Raw genomic sequence first — 19,017 nt, forward strand, 5'->3', positions numbered from 1 at the left:
CGGGTCTCAGATATATCGACGACACCCACGCTACCGCCATGTCAAGCGCCATGCCGCAACACACGGACCACACGATCGACGGCGAGCCGATCCCCACGCTCGACGACATCGCCGCGCAGCATTTTGTGCTGACGCCGTGGATCGTGCGAACGCCGGTGCTCGACCGGCTCGATTTTTCATCGCTGCAAGGCACGGCGGTGAATTTCAAGTTCGAACTGCTGCAAGCGAGCGGCAGCTTCAAGGCGCGCGGCGCGTTCACGAACCTGCTCGCGCTCGACAACATACAGAAGAGCGCGGGCGTGACCTGCGTGTCGGGCGGCAATCACGCGGTGGCGGTCGCCTACGCGGCGAAGCGTCTTGGCATCGGCGCGAAGGTCGTGCTGTTCAGGGCGGCCAATCCGGCGCGCGTCGCGCTCTGCCGCGAGTACGGCGCCGACATCGTCTATGCGGAAGACCTCGCCGAGGCGTTCGAACTCGTGCGACGAATCGAAGCCGAGGAAGGCCGCTACTTCGTGCATCCGTTCAACGGTTATCGCACCGTGCTCGGCACGGCCACGCTCGGCTACGAATGGGCGACGCAAACGCCGGACCTCGAAGCGGCGATCGTGCCGGTCGGCGGCGGAGGCCTGGCCGCCGGCGTCGCCACGGCGCTGCGGCTCGCGAATCCGAACGTGCATGTGTATGGTGTCGAACCCGAAGGCTCGGACGTGATGAGCAAGAGTTTCGCCGCCAACCATACGGTCAGAATGGGCCATATGCACAGCATCGCCGATTCGCTGATGTCGCCGCATACCGAGCAATACAGCTACGAACTCTGCCGCCGCCATGTCGACCGGCTCGTCACCGTTTCCGACGATCAGTTGCGCGCGGCGATGCTGATTCTCTTCGAACAGTTGAAGCTGGCCGTCGAGCCCGCCTGCGCCGCTGCCACGGCGGCCTTGCTCGGGCCGCTGCGGGAGCAGTTGCACGGCAAACGCGTGGGCATCCTGCTCTGCGGCACCAACACGGACCCGGTCAGCTTTGCCGCGCATCTCGAGCGCGCGCGTCATAGCGAGTCACAGTTTCCGCGTTAGTTACGTCGATTGAACGCGCCTCCTGGATTGCTGCTAAAACACTAGCCTATCCGCCGCAGATTGGTATTATTCGGCTATTCATATCTGGGGAGAGGTTTCTATGAGCATGGTCAAGGAATTTAAAGAATTTGCCCTCAAAGGCAATGTGATGGATCTCGCGGTCGGTGTCATCATCGGCGGCGCGTTTTCCAGCATTGTCAATTCCGTGGTCAAAGACCTGATTATGCCGATTGTCGGGCTCGCCACCGGCGGCCTCGACTTCTCGAATATGTTCATTCGCCTCGGCGACATTCCGGCGAGCTACAAAGGCAGTCCCGGTTCGTACAAAGACCTGCAGACAGCGGGCGTCGCGGTGATCGGCTACGGTTCGTTCATCACGGTGCTCATCAACTTCGTCATCCTCGCGTTCATCATTTTCCTGATGGTCAAGTTCATCAACAATCTGCGCAAGCCGGCCGAAGCCGCGCCGGCGGAACCGCCGCCGACGCCGGAAGACGTGCTGCTGCTGCGCGAGATCCGCGATACGCTCAAGAATCAGCCGCGTTGACCATGAATGAAACTCCGGTTTGACGGCCGGAGCCGATGAAACAGAAAAGGCCTGTTGCGATGGTTGTCGCAACAGGCCTTTGTGTTTTCGCGCCTCACGCACCTTCAAGCGCCCTCAAGCGCCTTTATGCGCCCTTGCGCGCCTTCATCTGCGCCGCACTTTCGATCATCGTTTCGAGCTGGCCGAAATTGACAGGCTTGGTCAGATGCGAAGTAAAGCCCGCGCCCAGACAGCGGCGCACGTCCTCGTCGGTGCCGAAGCCGGTCAGCGCGACGGCCGGCGCATCCGAATGTTCGCGGAACGCCTTGACGAAATCGAGGCCGGTGCCATCGGGCAAGCCGACATCGCTGACGACCAGATCGAAGCGCTGCAACTGGGTGGCAGCGAGCGCGTCATCGACGCGGCCGACCACCGTCACCGCATGACCCACGCTGCGGATCAGTTGCGCCATCACCTCGGCAGTGTCCGCGTGATCTTCGATCAGCAGCACGGTCAACGGGCTCGCCGGCTGCACGGTGCTTGGCACGACGACCGGCTGCGCCGCGGCGGGCGCGGCCGCGGTCGGCAGCGTGATCGTGAAGGTCGCGCCGCAGTGCGGGCCGGGACTGTGCGCGATCACGGTGCCGCCGTGCACGTCGGTCAGCGCCTTGGTGATCGCAAGACCGAGGCCGAGGCCGCCGAATTGCCGCGTCATGTTCTGGTCACCCTGCTCGAACGCGTTGAAGAGCTTGCCGATCTGCTCCGGCTCGATGCCGATGCCCGTGTCCTCGACCGAGATCTGCACGTGCATGCGCTCGTCGCGCGTGCGCACGTAGATGTGACCGCCGTCCGGCGTGAACTTCGCGGCGTTGCGAATCAGGTTCCACAGCATCTGCTGCAGGCGCGCGCGATCGGCGAGCACGTAATGATGCGTCGCGAGCTTGTCGACGTGCACGTCCTGCTGCTTGACCTGAATCTCGCTGCGAAAGAGTTCGAGCACGCTGTCGATCACGTCGTGCACGTCGACGGTTTCGAGCGACAGCCGCAGCTTGCCGTTCGCGACGCGCGTCAGATCGAGCAGATCGTCGATCAGGCGCGCCTCGAGCTCGATGTTGCGGCGAATCATGCGCACGCTGCTGCGCGCCTGACCGGGCAGATCGGGGATCATCTCGAGCACGCTCGCGCCGGCCAGCACCGGCGTGAGCGGCGTGCGCAATTCATGTGACAGCATCGCGAGAAAGCGGTCTTTCGCGCGGTTCGCCTCCTCGGCGGCCTGACGCGCGGCCTGCTCTGATGCGAGCAGCCGCTCGCGCTCCTCGATCGCCTCACGCTGCGAGTGAATGTCCGTGCAACTGCCGAACCATTTGCTGACGTTGTTTTCGGCGTCGCGCATCGCGACCGCGCGCACGTCGAACCAGCGGTATTCGCCGTCGTGCCGGCGAATCCGCATCTCGCGCCGGTAGTCACCGCTCTGGCCGGCGACCGCCTTGAGCCAGCTGCGGCGAATCTCCTCGCGATCGTCAGGATGCACCGCATCGAGCCATGCGAGGCCGTACGAACAGTGCTCGGACATGCCCGTGTAGTCGTGCCACTGCTTCGAGAGGAAATCGCAATCGCCCGCCGCATTGCAGGTCAGCACGAGATGCGGCAGCGCCTCCGACAGCGTGCGGTAATGCAGCTCGCGATCGCGCAGCAGCAGCGCTTCGTCCGAGGCGCGCTGCAGACGCACCTGCGAGAGCACGCGCTCGACCGCCTCGGGAAGATAGTCGAGATAGTCGCCGGACTTCGGCACCACGTCGGACACGCCCGCGCGCAGCGCTTCGATCACGCGCGATTCGTCGGTGAAGCCGGTCACGAGGATCGCGGGAATCCGGATGCCTTCCGCGCGCAGGCGGCGGAAGAAATCGAGCCCGGTGTCCGGTCCGCTCAACTGATAGTCGAGCACCAGCAGATCGGGGCCGCCGCTCGCGAGCCGGTCGCGCGCGGCCTCGATTCCGGCGCAGATCGCCACCCGGCAACCGGCGCGTTCGAGCGACTTGCGCGCAAGCCGCAGGATGCCCTCGTCGTCGTCGACGACGAGCACATAGGCGGCGTGCGGCGTGGACACTTCTTCGGTCATGCAGGTCTTCTCTGGCTAGTTCGATCGCTTATCTTGTCATGAACGGCTTTCGGTCAGCTTCATGCGCGGAACTTCATACGCTGAACTTCATGCCCCAACTTCATGTGGTCAGCTTCACGCGGCGCTGGCGGCGCAGCTTTCTCGCCGCGGCTCACGGCGGGGCCAGCCGATGCCCCGGCGGCAGCTTGACCACCTGCAGGAAGAAGCCGAGCCGGCGCACCGCCTCGATGAACGCATCGTATTCCACCGGCTTGCAGATGTAGACGTTGCAGCCGAGTTCGTAGCAGCGCGTGATCTCGCGCGGATCGTCGGTCGTGGTCAGCACGATGACCGGCACGGCGGCGGTCTCGGGTGCTTCCTTCAGGCGCCGCAACACCTCGAAGCCGTCGACGCGCGGCATTTTCAGATCGAGCAGGACGACGAAACTCCCGAGATTCTCGCGCGATGGATAATGATTCCCTTCGGGATCGCGCAGGGCTTCGGCGGGCGTGGGGCCGAAGAAATAGTCGAGCGCCTGCTGGCCGTCGCGAAAGCGCACGAAGCCGTTCGAAATGCCGGCGCGACGCAGATTACGCTCGACGAGCGTCGCGTGGCCGTCGTCATCTTCGATCAGCACGATGCTGACCGTTTGCGCGTGACTCATATGCTCTCCGTGCTAACCCGTGCTAGCGATTGGTCATGCAGGCTACCGCGCGGCCCGCCAAGCGCAAATCCGCCACCGCCAACGCGGCAGCCTCCTCAGAAACGCATCGGCTGCTCAGGCAGCACCACGAAAAAGGTCGACCCCGCCCCCTCGGCCGACTCGACCCACACGCGCCCGCCATGCCGTTCCACCGTGCGCCGCACCACCGCGAGACCGATGCCCTCGCCGCCCGCCACGTCGCCGTGCAAACGCTGAAACGCGCGAAAAACTTTCGACAGATACGCGGCCGGAATCCCCAACCCATTATCGCGGACATAATAAGTGCGCATACGCACTGCGTGCGCCCCGGTTTCGTCGACGCTTTCGGACTCGAGCGCGCCGACCTCGATGCGCCCGCGCCGCGCCGGGTCCAGAAAATTCAGCGCGTTGCCGATCAGGTTGCTGAAGATCTGCTCGACCGCCGCCGGATCGCCCCAGGCAGGCGGCAGATCGCGCACCGCAACCACCGCCTCGCGCTGGCTGATCGCGCCCTGCATCGCATCGACGACCCGGCCCACGACACGCCCGACGCTCACGCGCTGCCACTGGTATTCGAGCCGCCCGGCGCGCGAAATCCGCAGCAGCGCGTCGATGATCGACGCCGCGCGCGCGACCGCGGTGCGCAGATAATGCAGCGACTCGCGCACGTCGCCGTCGAGAATATGTGTCATGCGCCGCTGTTCGTTCGCAGGCAGGTCGGTGTCTGCGACGATGCGCTCCAGCTCGTCGCACGACACGTGCAACTCCTTCGAGAACCCCTGCAGATTCACGAGCGGCGAGCGCAGATCGTGCGACACGCTGTAGATGAACATTTCATTATCTTGCGTTTCCTGGCGCAATTCCTCATTGACGGCCGCCAGTTCCTGGGCACGCACCTCGAGTTGCGTCTTCAGCGCGTCCTGTTCGGTTTCCGCTTCGCGCAGACGCGTGTCGGTCTGATGCAGCACGGTGTCGAGCGCGGCGATTTCGTCGCTGCCCGACAACGGCGCCGCGAGCGGCCGGCCGCTGCCGAGACGCTCGGCGTTATCGATCAGCACTTCGAGGCGGCGGCCGATGCTGCGCGCGAACACCATCGCGGTCGCCGCCCAGATCAGCATCGAGCCGAGCACGACGGCGATCAGTGCATATTGCTGACGCTCGCGCCGCTGCGCGAGCGCCGTCGAGCGTTCGGTGTCGAGCCGCGACGCCTCGGTGCCGAACGCGGCCAGTTCGTCGCGAAACGCCGCGACCTGGCGCGGCAACGCGCCGGTTTCGAGCGCGAGATAGGGGCCGAGGCCGCGCCCCTCGTGCAGCGCCTGCGAGATCGCGACGCTCTGCTCGCGGTAGGCATCGATCACGCGCCGCATGTTGCGCACGCGTTCGGCCTGCTGCGGCGTGTCGGCGACGAGCGTGTCGAGCTTCGCGAGCCGGTCGTTGAGGTCGACCCACACCGCGTGACGGTCGATCAGCGATGCGTCGCCGGTCACCATGGCCGTGCGCACGCGCGCCGCCTCGCGCAGCAACGGATCGACGATGGCCGACGACTGGTAAAGGATCTGCTTGCTGTTATCGACCCACTGCGCGGCCTGCGCGGTCTGCTCCTGCGTATCGAAGACGACGCCGAGCAGCGCAAGTTCGACCACGCTCGGCACCGCGATCAGCAGCAGACCCTTGGTGAATAGTTTCATGTTCCCGGAAGGGCGTTCAGGCGGTCGTTCAAACGGCGGCGGCCCGCGCACTCCCATCGCGCCCCGCGAGGCGGGCGCAGCGCGGCCGGACGGGCCATTATCGACGTGAATCCGAGATATTTCAATGTAGCGGCAGGAAGCGCTCGCCCACACAAAAATGACTTTTTTATTGGCATGGGATGTTTTTTCGGCGTCTCGTGAGTCTATGATGGAGACAACATCTGCTGGGAAGCGAAAGCGCGCGGCGAGGCGATTCGGCATGATTCGTGCGGGAAGCGGTGAAGCGGCGCAAGCTGTCGAATCACCGTGAATCCGGCCTTCTCGTATGCTATAAAAGATCGACGTGCGGCGCGCGAAAGCCGGGAGTGGTCGCATGAGGACGCAGCGTTTCTTGCAATTCTTTTTCAGGCGAATTTTTATGTCCTTCCCGAAAAAGCGTAGACGCGCGAAGGTGGACGGCGACGAGTCGTTCCTCGCGGTCCTGCGGCATTTCAAGCCATTCGGTCAGCTCGACACCAAAATCGCGCGCGCCCGCGCGCAGGACGAGCCGGTCCTCTATGCGCATGTGCTGCCCGGGCTCGACGTGCTTCTGTGCAGCGTGCGCGGCGCACAGCCGCCCTATCCCGCGCCGGCCGAATTGCGGCGGCGCTGCATCGAATCCATCACCAACGCACTGGAGCAGCCGCTCGACGGTCTCGAAAACGGCGGCTACTGGTACGAGGCGGACGGCTTCGGCTTCCTCGTGTTTGCAAGCCGCGCGCGCGGCAAGATTCTGACGGAATTCGGCGCGACGCGAGTCAGCACCCGTCGCGGCGTGCGCCGCCAGGATGCGGCAGGAGACGCAACGCCACGCTCGCTCAGGTAGGCTGAAAATCGGTGCTGCCGACTCGCCGCGGACAACGCGGTTGATGGTTTTGTGGCGGGCTCTTCCGTAGCCGTCGTCGTTCTTTCTTACCTGTGCGCGGGCAAGCCGCACAGCATCGCTTCCGTCAGCTCCCCTTGTATTCAGCAGCGTTTGCCGGCGACAGCGTCGCGGGCTTGCGATCGGCCGCACCAGGAGTGCGAGGCGCGCCCGACGACTTGTTGCCCGGCACGCCATCGATCGAAAGCGGCGCCTTCGGCTGCTGCTTCACACCCGGCGGCGGCGCCTTCGGCATCTGCCTGACCTGCGCGAGCAGTTCGGCGCACGGCACCGGCTTGTTGTCGCTTGGCGCAAGCAGCGGTATCAGCGCCGCGAACGGATTGATGAGCCCGAGCCCGATCATCGCGCCACCGCGCAACGCAAGCGCGGCCGCATTCACGCCGACGTGCGGATCCTTGAGGGTACCCCTCACGTAGAAGGGCGAGCGCAGCGAAAACACCCGGAAACCCTTCGTGTGCGGATGGACGTTGAGGTCCATCGTCTCGTCGCGCAGATTCACCTGACCGTCGATGCTGATGACCGCGTCGTCGGTATCGAGCGCGAACACGCGTGTTTCGAGCACGCCGTTGGTCGCGACGAAATCCGCCGCCGCGCAGTTGATCTTCACGTCGCGATTACCGAACAGCTTTTCATACACGACGTTCGCGACGTTCAGGCCCGCCGCCTCCATCAACAGACGGCTCACCGTGCCGTTGGTCACGAGCGCCTTCACCTCGCCGTTCGAGGTGGCCGCGAGCGCCGCCGGCGAATTGCCGGTCGCGGAGAGTGACGCGTCGCCGTTGATCTCGCCGAGCGCGTTCTGCATCGTCTTGAAGTTCGGGAACAGCTGCTTCAGCTTCAGATGCCGAGCCGAGGTCGAGAAGCGTCCCTTGAGCGGCGTCGCGCTGCCGTCCAGATGGATGTCCGATGCGAGCGAGCCACCCGCGACCCCGAACTTGAGCGGTTCGAGCGAGAGCACGCCGTCGGTCATCACGACGTGCGTGTAGAGGTCCGTGATCGGCAGGCTCGAGTTCTTGACGATGCGCCGGCCCGTGAACTTGACGTCGGCATCGATCGCCTTCCAGCGGTCGGTGTGGAATTCCTCGACCGGCAACACACGGCCGCTCGGCTGTGCGGTCGCGTCGCCGCGCTTCGCCTTGCTCGCGCTCGAATCCGCGCCGATCACCGGTGCGAGGTCGGAGAACTGCAGCAGGTGCGACACGAGTTCGCCCTGCAACAGCGGACGCGGCTCCCGCGCCGTATAGGTGAGCGAGCCGTTCAGATCGCTGCCGCCGACCCGGCCCGTGAAATTTTCATACGTAAAGACGCTTGCATGCGCCTTGAAGCGGCCGATCAGATGCCCGTCGGTCGCATACGGCGGCGTCTCGGGCAGCGTGACGCCGGTCAGCGAATAGAGGTGCGCCATGCTGTTGCCTTGCAGCCAGAGACGCAGATCGATCGCCGCGAGATGCGCGGGGTCGGTGATCGTGCCGACGAACGCGACATGCAGATCGCCGGCCTTCACATCGGCCTGCACCGGGAACGGCCGGTTCGCGTCCTGTAGCGCGAGCACGCCACCCACCTTGCCGCTGCCCGACACGGCGGTCTTGTTGTAGCTGCCTTTGACGGTCCACGCGATCGCATAGAGCGGCGTGGCGCGCGGGGCGGCGGGGGTGCCGGCCGCGCCGCTCGCGCCGGACGCTGTCTCGGCTGTGCTGGCGCCCCCGCTCGTCGCGACGGCGCCGCTCGCGGTGAGTGCGCCCGCGGCGCCCGAGGTGGCCGCGGTGGCGGCCGCGGCAGAGGCTCCCGCCGAATGCGCTTCTGCTACTACCGAGGCACCTGAAGCCGCTGAAGCTCCCGAAGCATCCGACGCCGCAGCCGCGGCCGCCTCCGACGCCGCCTTGGCTTCCGAAGCCGCCTGCGCCTCGGCCTGCGCCGCGAGCCGGTTCGCGCCCGCCTTGCCGATCGCCTGCACCGACGCGCTACGCGAGGCCGCTTCCTGCTGCTTCAACGCTTCGCCGAGCGGAACCGGCTGACCGAGCGTATCGATAGCCACCGTCAGATCGACCTTCTCCTTCTGATCGGACAGCGTGACATTGCCCTTCGCGAACGCGATGTCGCGCAGATCGAGCTTCCATTCCGACGGCCCGCTCGACGACGCCAGCTCGAAGGTCCAGTTGTTGCGCCCGTCGGCCAGGCGTTCGAGATCGACCGACGGGTTCACGAGATTGATCGCCGGAATCACGATGTCGTGCGCGAGCAGCGGCAGCACTTCGACCTCGAAGTCGATTTCGTCGAGCGTCGCGAAGTGCGGCTGCTTGGTCCAGTCGGGATTGCCGAGCGTGATGTCGGCCGCCGTGAAGCGCGGCCACGGCACCCAGCCGCGCCAGCCGGTTTCGCCGGCCGGAGCCCGCCAGCCCACCTTGAGATCGCCGTTGATCGCGAACGGCCGGCCGATCGCCTGCGTGACCTTGTCGTTGATATACGGCCGGGCGCGGTTCCAGTCGAAAGTCAGAATGAAGATGACGAGCGCTGCAATCAGGATGACGAGCGTCGCCAGCAGCCATGCGATGATTTTTCCGATTCGTCTTCCGACGCTGCTCGACCCTGCCATTTAAAGGCTCCGCGTGTTGTTCTACGTTATGCACCGGGCGTGCAGTTATCGTGCCCGGACCTGAGCGGCGCGTCACCGCGCTTGCTGTTCGAGCTTGTCGTTTTATCATGGCGCACAGTTTGAGGACAGATTGATCAGCGGATTGCCGCCCGAACCAGCCGCAACGCATACATTCCCCCACGACGACCCAACCATGACCGATGTTCCCTTCGTTCTCGCCGACGGCATCGTGCGGCGCGATGCGCAGCGCGGCCAGACGCTGTTGCAGCCGACCACCTTCGCGCTGCGCGCCGGCGAGCGTGTCGCGATTACCGGGCCGTCCGGCTCGGGCAAGAGCGTGTTTCTACGCGCGCTCGCACTGCTCGACCCGCTCGATGCGGGACGCATCATGTGGCATGGCGCGCCGGTCGAGCGCGCGGCGATTCCGCGCTACCGGCGCAACGTCGCCTATATCCGCCAGCGGCCCGCGCTCATCGACGGCAGCGTCGAAGACAACCTGCGCTATCCGTTCGAGCTGCGCGCCTATCGCGACGTGCGCTTCGATCGCGACCGCGCGGCCGCCCTCGCCGGGCAGGCCGGCCGCGGCGGCGACTTTCTCGGCAAGCTCGCGAGCGAGCTGTCGGGCGGCGAAGCGCAGATCGCCGCGCTGATCCGCGTGCTGCAACTCGCGCCCGAGGTGCTGCTGCTCGACGAGCCGACCGCCTCGCTCGACCCCGCGTCCTCGCTTGCGATCGAGGCGCTCGTGCGGGCGTGGTTCGACGCCGCGCCCGGCCGCCACGCGTCGATGTGGGTGTCGCACGATCTGGCGCAAGCCGCGCGCATGAGCGAGCGGCATCTGACGATGCGCGCCGGCGTGCTCGAAGAAGCCGCGCCCGAGGAGTTGCGCCAATGAGCCTGCAGAACCTGAGTTTGTGGGATGTCGCGATCGCGGCGCTGCTGATCGTCGTGAATGGCGCGGTGTCGGTCGCGCTGAAGCTCGATCTCGAACGCAAGCTCGCGTGGGCAGCGGTGCGCACCGTGGTGCAGTTGCTCGCGATCGGCTACGTGCTCGGCTGGGTGTTCCAGTACGGCCGCTGGTACGTCGTGCTGCCGCTCATGATCGTGATGACGCTGATCGCCGGCTTTGCCGGCGCGCAGCGCGGCAGCCACGGCTACGCCGGGCAGCGCGCGGACAGCGTGCTGTCGATCTGGGTCAGTTCGTGGCTCGTCGCGGCCGTGGGGCTCTTCGTCGTGATTCGCATTCACCCATGGTACGAGCCGCAGTATGCGATTCCGATTCTCGGGATGATCCTCGGCAATACGCTGACCGGCGTCTCACTTGGCATCGAGCGCATGACCGAGGAGCTGACCGCGCGGCGCGATCGTGTCGAGATGGCGCTCGCGCTCGGCGCGACGCGCTGGGAAGCGGCGCAGGCGCCGGCGCGCCAGGCGGTGCGCGCCGGCATGATGCCGACTTTGAACCAGATGGCGGTGGTCGGCGTCGTGAGCCTGCCCGGCATGATGACGGGCCAGGTGCTGGCCGGCCAGTCGCCGTTGCAGGCGGTGCGTTATCAGATCGTCATCATGTTTCTGATCGCCGCGTCGTCGGCGTTGGGAACGGTGGGCGCTGTGCTGCTGACGTACCAGCGGCTCTTTTCGGCGGAGCAGCAGTTTCTGCCCTCGCGGCTCGTGGAGCGCGTGGCGAAGCGGTGAGCCTGGGCCTGCAACCGCGCGTGCATCGATCAACACGCACGCGCGGACGCGCACCCCGCCATCAACGCTTCGCGCTCACCGTCACCGAGGTGCCGTCGCTGAGCGTCAGCGTTTTCACGCTGCCATTGACCGGCATCGTGAAACGCACGATCTGGCTCATGCGGACATCGTTCGGACACTTGAGCGTCTTGCCGCCGCTCGTCACCGTCTTGACGCCGCGCGGCGTCTGCGCCTGGAAGCTCAACTGCACGTTCGCGATGCCGTCGTTGCCGACGACCGGCGCGAAGCGGATCTGCGTCTGGCGGATCATCGCGCCGTTCGCATCGAGCGGCAGCGACGAATAGTCCGGGCATGCGTCGACGGCGGCGACCGGGCCGCCCGGCGGCACCGTCTTCCACGTGAAGTCGTCCGATTCGCCGGAGCGGATCGTGCGGGTTTCCTGGGAATTGCCGAATTGCTTCGACGTAACGCGCACGGTGTAGCGGATCGGACCGTCGAGCGCGGACTGGGACGTGACCGTGATCGGTGTGGCGGCGTGCGCCGCCGGCACGAGCGCGCAGGCGAGAGAAGCGGCAACGGAAACGGCGGAGAGTTTGAAGCTGGAGCCCATACTGTCACCTCGTTGTTGTACCGCTGCGCGCCCGCCTCTGCGCGACTGCCCGCGTCCTGCCCGGCTGGATGAAGCCGGTACGGCCGGCCAGCCAGGCTGCGGGACACGCAACCGTTTTGGCATGATGCACCGCCAGTCTAACGCCAAGCGGGACGCCGCGCGTGCCGCGCAAGCTCGGGTGTTAACCCGCTTGCGGCGCCGGGGTTTCTGCGCGTGTGGGGCTGGCGCGGCGAGGCATCGGATCGCCGTATATCGCCGTCATGGCCGCGCCAAACGAGGGAAAAACGCACATGGCCGGCGCGCGCCACCGCGCCGCCAGCCATGCTCCGCTCATCACGTATCCGGCTCAAAAACCCGTCAGCACCAGCTTGCCGATCGCGCGCCCTTGCTCGAGCTGCCGATGCGCGCGGCGCAGATTCTCCGCGTTGATCCTGCCGAGGTTCTCGCCGAGCGTCGTGCGCAGCGTCCCCGCGTCGATGAGGCGCGCGACCTCGGTCAGCAGCTTGTGCTGCTCGATCATGTCCGGCGTGCCGAACATCGAGCGCGTGAACATGAACTCCCAGTGGAACGCGGCGCTCTTCGTCTTCAGCAATTCGACCGGCAGCGCCTCGCTGTTTTCGACGATCGTGCAGATGCCGCCCTGCGGCTTGACGAGCTGCGCCGCGACCGGGAAGTTCCTGTCGGTATCGTTGAAGATCAGCACGTAGTCGACCTGCTCGATGCCGATTTCCTTCAGTTGCGCGGGCAGATCGCCGAAATGGTCGACGATGTGATCCGCGCCCAGCTCCTTCGCCCATTTCGCCGATTCAGGACGCGACGCGGTCGCGATCACCTGGAGCCTGGCGAGCTGTTTGGCGAGCTGGATGCCGATCGAGCCGACCCCGCCCGCGCCGCCGAAAATCAGCACTGTGCGGCCTTCATGCGCGCCCTGCGGCGACACGCCGAGGCGGTCGAACAGCGCTTCCCACGCGGTAATCGCGGTGAGCGGCAGCGCGGCCGCGTGCGTGAAATCGAGCGACGCCGGCTTGCGCCCGGCGATCCGCTCGTCGACGAGATGAAACTCGCTGTTCGCGCCCGGCCGCGTGATGCTGCCCGCGTAGAACACCGGATCGCCGACCTTGAACAGCGTGACCTCCGGCCCGACTGCGACGACCGTGCCGGCGGCATCCCAGCCGAGCACGCGCGGCGTTTTCTCGACGGTGTCCTTCGGCGCGCGCACCTTGGTGTCGACCGGGTTCACAGAGATCGCCTCGACCTTCACGAGCAGATCGCGTCCGCTCGCTTCGGGCTTGGGAATGTCGACGTCGACGAGCGCTTCGGCGTGATCGATCGGCAGATAACGGTAGAGTCCGACGGCTTTCATGGCTGCTCCTTGCTGGTTCAGATGACGTTCAAATGGCGTCTGTTGGCATTCAGATGAGGCAACGGATCGCCGGTCCATGCGGGTGGCGGGTGACGGCTTGCGCCTTCCGTCTTCCGTCATCACCGGCGATTCCATGAACCCTATCGTAGGCGGATTCTTATTCTGATAAAACAGTCATAATGGCTGAAACATTTTTTTGTTTTTCAGAATAATGAAGATCCCAGACTCTGGCGACCGGGTGCTGCCCCGCGGGCGGGAACGGCTCGACCTGCTCGACGTCGCGCTGTTCGTACGCGCCGCGCTGCTCGGCAACGTATCGGCGGCCGGGCGCGAGTTCGGCTTGTCGGGGGCGGTGGCAAGTTCGCGGCTCGCGCAGCTCGAAAAGCTGCTCGGCGCGCGCCTGCTACATCGAACCACGCGCCGCATCAGCCTCACCCAGGACGGTGAAGTGTTCATGACGCGCGCCGAGGCGCTGCTCGACGCGGCCGCCGTCGCGCGCGCATCGGTGGGCCGCGCGCAGGCCGAGCCGCAGGGGCGCCTGCGCGTGACGATGCCGTCCTCGTTCGGGCGCCAGCACGTGTCGCCCGTCATCAGCGAATTTCTGCGCCACTATCCCGGCGTCAGCGTCGATTTGCGAATGACCGATCAACTCGTCGATCTCGTCGACGCGGGTATCGACGTCGCGATTCGCGTCGGCGCGCTCAAGGATTCGTCGCTGATCGCGCGGCGCCTCGCCGTAAATCGCCGCGTGCTGTGCGCGGCGCCCGCCTATCTCGCGGCGCGCGGCACGCCGCATCATCCGTCGGAACTCGCTCAGCATGAGTGCATCATCCTGTCGGATCAGCGCGACTGGGGATTCGTGACGCCGGCAGGCGCCCTCGACGTTCGCGTGAGCGGCCGCCTCGCCACCGACAACGGCGAAGTGATCCGCGACGCGCTGCTCGCCGGCTTCGGCATCGCGCTCAAATCGACCTGGGACGTGGCGCCCTATTTGCGCAGCGGCGCACTGGTCAGCGTGCTCGACAGCTATCCGCTCGCGGAGAACGTCGCGATCTGGGCGGTATATCCGAGCCGCGTGTTCGTCCCGCCGAAGACACTCGCGTTCATCGACTTTCTTGCCGCGCATTTCGGCGACCCGCCCTATTGGGATCGCGAGCCGGTCGAACAGGGCTGATGCGCGATCGGGACCGCATCACGGCTCAAAGCGGAGTTGATACACGATCGGGACCGCGTCAAGGCTCGAGTTCGACCGGCACCGCCGCGAAGCCGCGAAAGCGCACGCGGCCGCCGCGCGTCGGCTCGCCGTCGAGACGGTAGCGCGGAAAGCGCCGCACGAAACGTCCGATCGCGATGCGCGCCTCGAGCCGCGCGAGCGACAGGCCCGCGCACTGATGAATGCCGAAGCCGAATGCAAGATGCCGGTTCGGCTCGCGGCGTATGTCGAAGCGGTCCGGCTCCGAAAACTGCTCGGGGTCGCGATTGGCCGCGCCGATGCACAGCGTGATGGGCGTGCCGCGCGCGAGCGCGACCCCGCCGATTTCCGTGTCGGCGGTCGCCATGCGGTTGCCGAGCTGGTTCGAGCTCTCGAAGCGCAGGCACTCCTCGACGGCCGTGTCGATCAGCGACGGCTCGCGCAGCAACGCGGCACGCTCGCCGGGCCATTCGGTCAGCGTGACGAGACCGTTGCCGATCAGGTTCGTCGTCGTCTCGTGCCCGGCGTTCAGAATGAAAATGCAGTTCTGCAGCAGTTCCGCTTCCGACAACTGCTCGCCCGGCCCCTCGCCCTGAATCAGCCGCGTCAGCACGTCGTGCTGCGGATCGCCCGATTCGTGGCGGCGCCGCGCGACGAGCCCGCGCAGATAATCGACGAATTCGCTGACCGCGCGATTGCCGCGCTCGAACTGCGCGCCGGTCAGCGACGGTTCGAGCGCGCCGAGGATCGCGAGCGACCAGTCGCGCAACGGCGCGCGCTCGGCATGCGGCACGTCGAGCAGATTGCCGATGATCTCGACCGGAATCGCCGACGCGAACTCGCCGATCAGATCGATATGCCCGCGCTGCGCGGCCGCATCGAGCAGGCTGTCGACGAGCCGGATCAGGCCTGGTTCCATCGCCGCGATCGCGCGCGCCGTCAACGCACCGGCGATCAGCTTGCGCACGCGCGTGTGGCGCGGCGGATCGTTGAAGACGAGGCTCGTCGTGTGATGAGCGTAGAGCGGTGAGTCGCCGTATTTCGGGCGGAATTCGACGGTTTTGTCGGAGCTGAACGTCTTCGGGTCGCGGTAGACCGCCTGCACGTCGCGAAAGCGCGTCAGGAACAGCGAGCCGTCCGGCATGCGCTTGACCGGCTCATGGGTGCGCAACGCGTGATAGACCGGATACGGATCGGCATAGAACGCCGGGCTCAAATGGCGCAGATCGAAGTCGCGGGCAAGAGAAGATGCGTCGCTGGCGCTCGCGGGGGTCATGCGTTGTCTCCATGAGGGCGTCTTGTTGCGCCCGGGTTGGTGTGGCCTGTGGCGGTACGTCGATGCGCCAGTATGAACCGCGCGCCGCCGGATTGCACGGCGGCGCGGACAGCCGCATGCGCCGGCGTGGCGCGCGGAACCGATACAATAGCGGGATTTTCCGCGCGCGCCGCGCGTCCATTTCTTCCCGCGTCACGGGTCGTCCATGAACCTCGTCATTCAAAGCACCGCGCCCCTCTCCGCCGACCACCATAAAACCCTCGTCGCACTCGCGCGCGGCTCGCAAGCCACCGTCATCGACGCGAATGCGATTCGCATTGCCGACGCGCACATCGCCCAGCGCGCCGACGTCGAAGTGTATTGCCAGACCCACCAGCTCGATTACGCGTTTGTCGAAGCGGGCCGCGCCTTGCGCGACTTCGGCCTCGTTGCGATGGACATGGATTCGACGCTCATCACGATCGAATGCATCGACGAGATCGCCGACTTCTGCGGGCTCAAGGCGGAAGTCGCGGCGATCACCGAGGCTTCGATGCGCGGCGAGATCAAGGACTTCAACGAAAGCCTGACGCGCCGCGTCGCGCTGTTGAAGGGTCTCGATGCCGGCGCGCTCGAACGTGTTTACGAAGAACGGCTGCAATTGTCGCCGGGTGCCGAAAAGATGCTCGCCGGTGCGAAACAGGCGGGTTTGAAAACGCTGCTCGTCTCGGGTGGCTTTACGTTCTTCACCGAAAAGCTCAAGGCGCGCCTCGGTCTCGATTTCACGTGTGCAAACACGCTCGAAATCGTGGACGGCAGGCTGACGGGCAACGTGATTGGCGAGATCGTCAATGCCGATGTGAAAGCGCGCACGCTGCGCGAGACCTGTTCGACGCTGGGCATTGAACCGTCGCGCTCGATTGCGATGGGCGACGGCTCGAACGATCTGAAAATGATGGCCGAAGCGGGACTCTCCGTTGCCTTCCGCGCGAAGCCGGTGGTGCGGGAAGCGGCGAGCGTGTCGTTCAACCATGTTGGACTGGACGGGTTGCTGCGGTTGTTCTGAAACTGACGCATTGAAGCTGGGATAGCGCGCCGGCATACCAACCGCCGCGCTAACGAACCGCGCGCGCCGCAGCGTTATCTGTTGAAGATACCGGGAAGAAACGCCGCCAGCATGGTGATGGAAAGCAGGATGCTGACGACCAAAACCCCTTTTAATATGCGGTCGTGATTTTTATCCGATCCCAAGGACAAGAGAAATTGCTTCATAAGTTCCTCCGTGAGAGAGGACCAGTATAGAGGCTGCACTATCCCAGAAAACTAGTTCAAGTAAATGTGCAGGACCGCAAATAGCAAAGCCACCAGGCAGACAATAAAAATCGACATGCCTATCGCCGTATGCGAGAACTTGCCAACCACCCACTCTGTCTGCCTCTCACCGATACCTGCGCCTGGCCCGTCGCGTCGCACATTGAGCAGGCTGGCCATCACGACAATGGAAGAGCAAAACGCCAGCCCGCAAAAGCTGACAATACCGAGCGCAAGCAACGACGTCTGCCGACTGCCCTGCTCCAACGCCGTCACCGTCTCATAGATCGCGGCGGCACACAATCCGATAGCACACCAGAACAATTGTCCGTCCTTCACCGACGCCGCAATCAGCATCGTTGCAACGCGCCGTCCGTATGCGGGCGCGACGAGCGCGAGCGTGAAAATCGGACCCGCAATCGGCACCGCTAGATTCAACAGCATCCAGAAGAAAAGATTCATCGAAGCTCACCCGCACGCGGCAATCGTTAGTCGGAATCCGTACCATCGTAGTGTCGCGATGTCGCTTCGACCATTCAGCCGAATGGTTGGGTTTGCCGCTTCAGTTCGAGCTATCTCCGGCCAATAAAAAGCCCGCCGGGAACACATCCCGGCGGGCATCTTCGGATGCAGCAACAGCGAATGAGACCCTGGCGCGTCAAGCCAGCGCCGCGAGACTCTGCTCGATATCCGCGCGCAAATCTTCCTCTTCCTCGAGACCGATGTAGAAGCGCACCAGCGTGCCGCGGTGCGGCCACTGCGCCGCGGTGCGCATCGAGGCGATGTCGTATGGCATCGCGAGGCTATGAGCGCCGCCCCAGCTCCAGCCGAGCGAAAAGAGTTCGAGCGACTCGCAGAACGTGTCGATCTGCGCCGCGCTGTAGCGCTCGTCGAACACGACCGAAAACAGGCCGCCCGCGCCGGTGAAATCGCGCTTGAACACCTCGTGCCCCGGGCAATCGGCGATCGCCGGATGCAGCACCGCGGCGATCTCCGGCCGGGTCTTCAACCACTTTGCGAGCGCAAGCGCAGCGCGGTCGTGCTGCGCGAAACGCAGTTGCATGCTCGGCAGGCTGCGCAGAATCAGCGAGCAGTCGTCCGATGAAACGCCGATGCCCGTGCGCATGCGCGCCGCCTTCAGCTTCAGATGCAGTTCCCGGTCGACCGTGATCGTCGCGCCCATCAGCACGTCGCCGCCGCCCGACTGATACTTGGTCAGCGCCTGCACCGAGATGTCGACGCCGTGATCGAACGGCCGGAATGCGATGCCGGCGGACCACGTGTTGTCGATCGCGGTGACGACGTTGCGCGCGCGCGCCGCCGCCGTGATGGCCGGCACGTCGGGCACTTCCATCGTCACCGAGCCGGGTGCCTCGATCCAGATCAGGCGCGTGTTCGGCTGGATCAGATCGGCGATGCCCGCGCCGATCAGCGGATCGTAGTAGCGCGCCGTGATGCCGAAATCGCGCGCGAGCCAGTCACCGTGATCGCGGTTCGGCGAGTAGACGTTATCGGGAATCAGCACGTCGTCGCCGGTCTTCACGAGGCCGAAGTACACGTTAGAGATGGACGATAGGCCCGACGGCTGCAGCAACGCATGATTGCCGCCTTCGATCGCCGCGAGGCGCTGCGCGAGCGCGATCGAAGTCGGCGTCGCGTGCAGGCCGTAGCGCCATTGCGCGTCGTTTTTCCAGTCGAGCGCGCGCATCGTCGCGAGATCGGGAAACACCACCGTCGAGGCTCGCGTGACCGGCGTCGAGAACGATTCGAAGCCCGGTGTGATGCGATCCTCGGCACGCACGGTGCGGGTTTGCAGACCGCGTTTGAGTTTGGTTTGGGTCATGGTGAAGTTCGATGAAAAAACCGGGAAAGCGAAATGGAAGTGGCGCATGCACGGTTGCGGCCGATGCACCGTCTACGCAAGCGTAGACGCGCCGGCCGGCTTGCGTCGAGCGCGCGATGCGAGCGGTGCAGGTGACGCGGATGGCGCAACGGGTGCAAATGGTGCAACT

17 protein-coding genes are annotated in these 19,017 nt (G+C 65.3%); 7 read left to right on the top strand and 10 right to left on the bottom strand.

Features of this window, described 5'->3' with window-relative positions:
- Window positions 1-38 precede the first annotated feature (38 nt).
- Both B9Z01_RS06860 and mscL read left to right on the top strand, forming a co-directional pair.
- Window positions 39-1,073, top strand: coding sequence for a threonine/serine dehydratase family protein (locus B9Z01_RS06860; protein ID WP_085481492.1), 1,035 nt, complete (start codon window positions 39-41; stop codon window positions 1,071-1,073).
- A gap of 100 nt (window positions 1,074-1,173) precedes the next feature.
- Entirely contained in the window at window positions 1,174-1,620 is a 447-nt protein-coding gene (mscL, locus tag B9Z01_RS06865; protein WP_085481493.1) for a large conductance mechanosensitive channel protein MscL, read from the top strand.
- A 124-nt stretch (window positions 1,621-1,744) separates the two neighbouring features.
- Here the strand turns inward: mscL and B9Z01_RS06870 are convergent, their stop codons facing one another.
- The 3 genes from B9Z01_RS06870 to B9Z01_RS06880 form a co-directional block, all read right to left on the bottom strand.
- Window positions 1,745-3,718 carry a hybrid sensor histidine kinase/response regulator gene (locus B9Z01_RS06870; protein WP_085481494.1) on the bottom strand — a complete coding sequence of 658 codons (1,974 nt, stop codon included), beginning with the start codon at window positions 3,716-3,718 and terminating at the stop codon, window positions 1,745-1,747.
- Between the two features lie 151 nt (window positions 3,719-3,869).
- The gene (locus tag B9Z01_RS06875) at window positions 3,870-4,361 is read right to left on the bottom strand and encodes a response regulator (RefSeq protein WP_085481495.1); all 492 of its coding nucleotides are present in this window, start codon (window positions 4,359-4,361) and stop codon (window positions 3,870-3,872) included.
- Between the two features lie 95 nt (window positions 4,362-4,456).
- Complete coding sequence (locus B9Z01_RS06880) at window positions 4,457-6,067, bottom strand: sensor histidine kinase (protein WP_085481496.1); 1,611 nt, start codon at window positions 6,065-6,067, stop codon at window positions 4,457-4,459.
- A gap of 373 nt (window positions 6,068-6,440) precedes the next feature.
- On the opposite strand from B9Z01_RS06880, the gene B9Z01_RS06885 reads away from it, so the two are divergent.
- Complete coding sequence (locus tag B9Z01_RS06885; RefSeq protein ID WP_085481497.1) at window positions 6,441-6,932, top strand: hypothetical protein; 492 nt, start codon at window positions 6,441-6,443, stop codon at window positions 6,930-6,932.
- A gap of 124 nt (window positions 6,933-7,056) precedes the next feature.
- Here B9Z01_RS06885 and B9Z01_RS06890 read toward each other — a convergent pair whose 3' ends face one another.
- Complete coding sequence (locus tag B9Z01_RS06890) at window positions 7,057-9,582, bottom strand: AsmA family protein (RefSeq protein ID WP_085481498.1); 2,526 nt, start codon at window positions 9,580-9,582, stop codon at window positions 7,057-7,059.
- Between the two features lie 193 nt (window positions 9,583-9,775).
- On the opposite strand from B9Z01_RS06890, the gene B9Z01_RS06895 reads away from it, so the two are divergent.
- Together B9Z01_RS06895 and B9Z01_RS06900 are read left to right on the top strand one after the other, a co-directional pair.
- On the top strand, window positions 9,776-10,474 hold the full coding sequence (locus tag B9Z01_RS06895; protein ID WP_085481499.1) for an ABC transporter ATP-binding protein: 699 nt from the start codon (window positions 9,776-9,778) through the stop codon (window positions 10,472-10,474).
- The gene (locus tag B9Z01_RS06900) at window positions 10,471-11,274 is read left to right on the top strand and encodes an ABC transporter permease (protein WP_085481500.1); all 804 of its coding nucleotides are present in this window, start codon (window positions 10,471-10,473) and stop codon (window positions 11,272-11,274) included. Before B9Z01_RS06895 ends, B9Z01_RS06900 begins: the two co-directional genes overlap by 4 nt.
- 61 nt (window positions 11,275-11,335) lie before the next feature.
- On the opposite strand, the gene B9Z01_RS06905 is transcribed toward B9Z01_RS06900, so the two are convergent.
- Together B9Z01_RS06905 and B9Z01_RS06910 are read right to left on the bottom strand one after the other, a co-directional pair.
- Window positions 11,336-11,884, bottom strand: coding sequence for a DUF6013 family protein (locus tag B9Z01_RS06905; protein ID WP_085481501.1), 549 nt, complete (start codon window positions 11,882-11,884; stop codon window positions 11,336-11,338).
- Window positions 11,885-12,230: 346 nt separating this feature from the next.
- A complete protein-coding gene (locus tag B9Z01_RS06910; RefSeq protein WP_085481502.1) occupies window positions 12,231-13,247 on the bottom strand; it encodes a zinc-binding alcohol dehydrogenase family protein in 1,017 nt (338 codons plus the stop codon).
- Between the two features lie 211 nt (window positions 13,248-13,458).
- Here B9Z01_RS06910 and B9Z01_RS06915 point away from each other — a divergent pair, with 211 nt between their 5' ends.
- On the top strand, window positions 13,459-14,421 hold the full coding sequence (locus tag B9Z01_RS06915) for a LysR family transcriptional regulator (protein ID WP_085481503.1): 963 nt from the start codon (window positions 13,459-13,461) through the stop codon (window positions 14,419-14,421).
- A 58-nt stretch (window positions 14,422-14,479) separates the two neighbouring features.
- Here B9Z01_RS06915 and B9Z01_RS06920 read toward each other — a convergent pair whose 3' ends face one another.
- Window positions 14,480-15,715 (bottom strand): cytochrome P450, encoded by a 1,236-nt coding sequence (locus tag B9Z01_RS06920; protein WP_085481504.1) that lies wholly within the window; start codon window positions 15,713-15,715, stop codon window positions 14,480-14,482.
- Window positions 15,716-15,920: 205 nt separating this feature from the next.
- Here B9Z01_RS06920 and serB point away from each other — a divergent pair, with 205 nt between their 5' ends.
- Window positions 15,921-16,760: a phosphoserine phosphatase SerB gene (gene serB, locus B9Z01_RS06925; RefSeq protein WP_085481505.1), complete on the top strand. Its 840-nt coding sequence runs from the start codon at window positions 15,921-15,923 to the stop codon at window positions 16,758-16,760.
- Between the two features lie 74 nt (window positions 16,761-16,834).
- Here serB and B9Z01_RS36625 read toward each other — a convergent pair whose 3' ends face one another.
- The 3 genes from B9Z01_RS36625 to B9Z01_RS06935 all read right to left on the bottom strand — a co-directional run bounded on the left by B9Z01_RS36625 (window position 16,835) and on the right by B9Z01_RS06935 (window position 18,848).
- Window positions 16,835-16,966, bottom strand: coding sequence for a hypothetical protein (locus B9Z01_RS36625; protein ID WP_275937488.1), 132 nt, complete (start codon window positions 16,964-16,966; stop codon window positions 16,835-16,837).
- A 51-nt stretch (window positions 16,967-17,017) separates the two neighbouring features.
- Entirely contained in the window at window positions 17,018-17,467 is a 450-nt protein-coding gene (locus tag B9Z01_RS36100; protein ID WP_244195948.1) for a hypothetical protein, read from the bottom strand.
- A gap of 196 nt (window positions 17,468-17,663) precedes the next feature.
- Window positions 17,664-18,848, bottom strand: a complete 1,185-nt coding sequence (locus B9Z01_RS06935) for a cystathionine beta-lyase (RefSeq protein WP_085481506.1) — start codon at window positions 18,846-18,848, stop codon at window positions 17,664-17,666.
- Window positions 18,849-19,017 lie beyond the last annotated feature (169 nt).

Origin of the sequence: Paraburkholderia susongensis, assembly GCF_900177725.1 — a bacterium.
Lineage (GTDB): Bacteria > Pseudomonadota > Gammaproteobacteria > Burkholderiales > Burkholderiaceae > Paraburkholderia > Paraburkholderia susongensis.

Excerpts from the sequence above, each read along its gene's own strand:
- B9Z01_RS06860 (WP_085481492.1), top strand. The coding sequence starts at position 39 with ATGTCAAGCGCCATGCCGCAACACACGGACCACACGATCGACGGCGAG.
- mscL (WP_085481493.1), top strand. The coding sequence starts at position 1,174 with ATGAGCATGGTCAAGGAATTTAAAGAATTTGCCCTCAAAGGCAATGTG.
- B9Z01_RS06870 (WP_085481494.1), bottom strand. The coding sequence starts at position 3,718 with ATGACCGAAGAAGTGTCCACGCCGCACGCCGCCTATGTGCTCGTCGTC.
- B9Z01_RS06875 (WP_085481495.1), bottom strand. The coding sequence starts at position 4,361 with ATGAGTCACGCGCAAACGGTCAGCATCGTGCTGATCGAAGATGACGAC.
- B9Z01_RS06880 (WP_085481496.1), bottom strand. The coding sequence starts at position 6,067 with ATGAAACTATTCACCAAGGGTCTGCTGCTGATCGCGGTGCCGAGCGTG.
- B9Z01_RS06885 (WP_085481497.1), top strand. The coding sequence starts at position 6,441 with ATGAGGACGCAGCGTTTCTTGCAATTCTTTTTCAGGCGAATTTTTATG.
- B9Z01_RS06890 (WP_085481498.1), bottom strand. The coding sequence starts at position 9,582 with ATGGCAGGGTCGAGCAGCGTCGGAAGACGAATCGGAAAAATCATCGCA.
- B9Z01_RS06895 (WP_085481499.1), top strand. The coding sequence starts at position 9,776 with ATGACCGATGTTCCCTTCGTTCTCGCCGACGGCATCGTGCGGCGCGAT.
- B9Z01_RS06900 (WP_085481500.1), top strand. The coding sequence starts at position 10,471 with ATGAGCCTGCAGAACCTGAGTTTGTGGGATGTCGCGATCGCGGCGCTG.
- B9Z01_RS06905 (WP_085481501.1), bottom strand. The coding sequence starts at position 11,884 with ATGGGCTCCAGCTTCAAACTCTCCGCCGTTTCCGTTGCCGCTTCTCTC.
- B9Z01_RS06910 (WP_085481502.1), bottom strand. The coding sequence starts at position 13,247 with ATGAAAGCCGTCGGACTCTACCGTTATCTGCCGATCGATCACGCCGAA.
- B9Z01_RS06915 (WP_085481503.1), top strand. The coding sequence starts at position 13,459 with ATGAAGATCCCAGACTCTGGCGACCGGGTGCTGCCCCGCGGGCGGGAA.
- B9Z01_RS06920 (WP_085481504.1), bottom strand. The coding sequence starts at position 15,715 with ATGACCCCCGCGAGCGCCAGCGACGCATCTTCTCTTGCCCGCGACTTC.
- serB (WP_085481505.1), top strand. The coding sequence starts at position 15,921 with ATGAACCTCGTCATTCAAAGCACCGCGCCCCTCTCCGCCGACCACCAT.
- B9Z01_RS36625 (WP_275937488.1), bottom strand. The coding sequence starts at position 16,966 with ATGAAGCAATTTCTCTTGTCCTTGGGATCGGATAAAAATCACGACCGC.
- B9Z01_RS36100 (WP_244195948.1), bottom strand. The coding sequence starts at position 17,467 with ATGAATCTTTTCTTCTGGATGCTGTTGAATCTAGCGGTGCCGATTGCG.
- B9Z01_RS06935 (WP_085481506.1), bottom strand. The coding sequence starts at position 18,848 with ATGACCCAAACCAAACTCAAACGCGGTCTGCAAACCCGCACCGTGCGT.